Below are 1,504 nucleotides of genomic sequence, written 5' to 3'. Positions count from 1 at the left end.
GCTGGGTACTTCGTCCTCGTCCAGCTTGGCTTCGAAGCCGATGCCGTACAGCGGCTGCAGCGTGCCGTCGGTGGTGGCCAGGTTGAAGATGTAGCCCAGGAATTGCTCCATCGTGCGGGTGGCGCCCAGACGGTTCAGCGCGCGCACCACGAAGGCGGCATCGCGCAGCCAGCAGTAGCGGTAATCCCAGTTGCGGACACTGCCGGGCGCTTCCGGAATCGAGGTGGTCATTGCCGCGATGATCGCGCCGCTGTCCTCGTACTGGCAGAGTTTGAGGGTGATCGCACTGCGGATCACCGCGTCCTGCCATTCCAGCGGGATGGACAGGTAGCGCACCCATTCGCGCCAGTAGTCGCGGGTGCGCTGGAACGCTTCCTGCACGTAGCCGCTGATGGAGCGGTTGAGCGATTCATCCACGCCCAGTATCAGGTGGATGGGATGGTTGAGCACGAACGGCAGGCCATCACGCACGAAGCGCACAGGCACGTCGGTGGTCAGGCGCAGCACATGCTCGGGCAGGATCCAGCGCACGTGGTTGCTGCCCCAGGTGGACTCGGGCACGCGCGCGCCCCAGTCGGCCAGTGGTCGTGCGCGGATCACGATGCGCGGGCTGCCGGACAACGGGCGCACCTGGCGGATGAGGCTGACCGGCCGGTAGAAACGGTCGTTCTGGCGCCAGCGCGGGGCGAAATCGAGGATTTCCAGCGCGCCGCCATGCGCATCGCGCAGCACGGTGCGCAGGATCGCGGTATTGGTGAGGTATTCCTGTTCGCTGCCGGCGAAATCCTCCAGCTCGATGGCGAAGTCGCCGCCGGTCTGCTGGTTGGGGCTGAGCAGTGCACAGAAGGTCGGGTCGCCGTCGAAGGTCGGCAGGCAACTCCAGACAACACGGGCGTGCTTGTCGATAAGGGCGCCGAAGCTGCCGTTGCCGACCACGCCCAGATCAAGATCGGGTTGGGTCATCACGCGGTACATCTCGGTTGCGGCCGTGGGGGCCGGGGTCAATACGCATTCTCACGCAGCCAGGCGTGCACGCTGCGTATGTCGGGCAGCGCGAACACCGCCGCGCTGGGTTCACGTTCGCCGATCAGCACGCTCCAGCCATGCAGGCCATTGGCCGCATCGAAGCCGAATTCATCGGTCAGGTCATCGCCGAGGAACACCGGCAGACGACCACGGAACGGCAGGTACTGCATCAGCCGACGTACGGCTCGGCCTTTGTTGGTAGCCACCGGGACGAATTCGACGACATGGTCGCCCGGCTGCAGGCGATAGCTGGCACGGCCGCGAACATGGCGGTCGGCGAAGGCGCGCACATCGTTGGCTGCATGCGGCGCGCCACGCCAGTGCAGGGCCAGGCCGACGCCCTTGTTCTCGACCAGTACGCCGGGGTGGCCATGGGCGAAACGCATGGCTTGTTGATGAAGCGCATGCAGCCAGTCGGCGGTGTCGTCACCATGCTCATCGCGTATCACGTGCCCGTCCTGCGCACGCAGTTCGTGGC

Annotated in this window: 2 protein-coding genes; both read right to left on the bottom strand. The window is 65.8% G+C overall.

Annotated features, from left to right (window positions below; genetic code table 11):
- The coding region (locus AB4Y84_RS21490) for a glycoside hydrolase family 15 protein (protein WP_442250909.1) at nt 1–963 on the bottom strand (963 nt) is incomplete at its 3' end.
- Between the two features lie 38 nt (nt 964–1,001).
- Nucleotides 1,002–1,504: trehalose-phosphatase (otsB, locus tag AB4Y84_RS21485; protein WP_442250908.1), on the bottom strand; the 503-nt coding region annotated here is incomplete at its 5' end.

The sequence above is a fragment of the Stenotrophomonas sp. 2YAF22 genome (assembly GCF_052114665.1).
In the GTDB taxonomy this organism is placed as follows: domain Bacteria; phylum Pseudomonadota; class Gammaproteobacteria; order Xanthomonadales; family Xanthomonadaceae; genus Stenotrophomonas; species Stenotrophomonas indicatrix.
The sequence above is the reverse complement of the archived record's forward strand: the minus strand, read 5'-3'. Positions and strand labels throughout refer to the sequence as shown.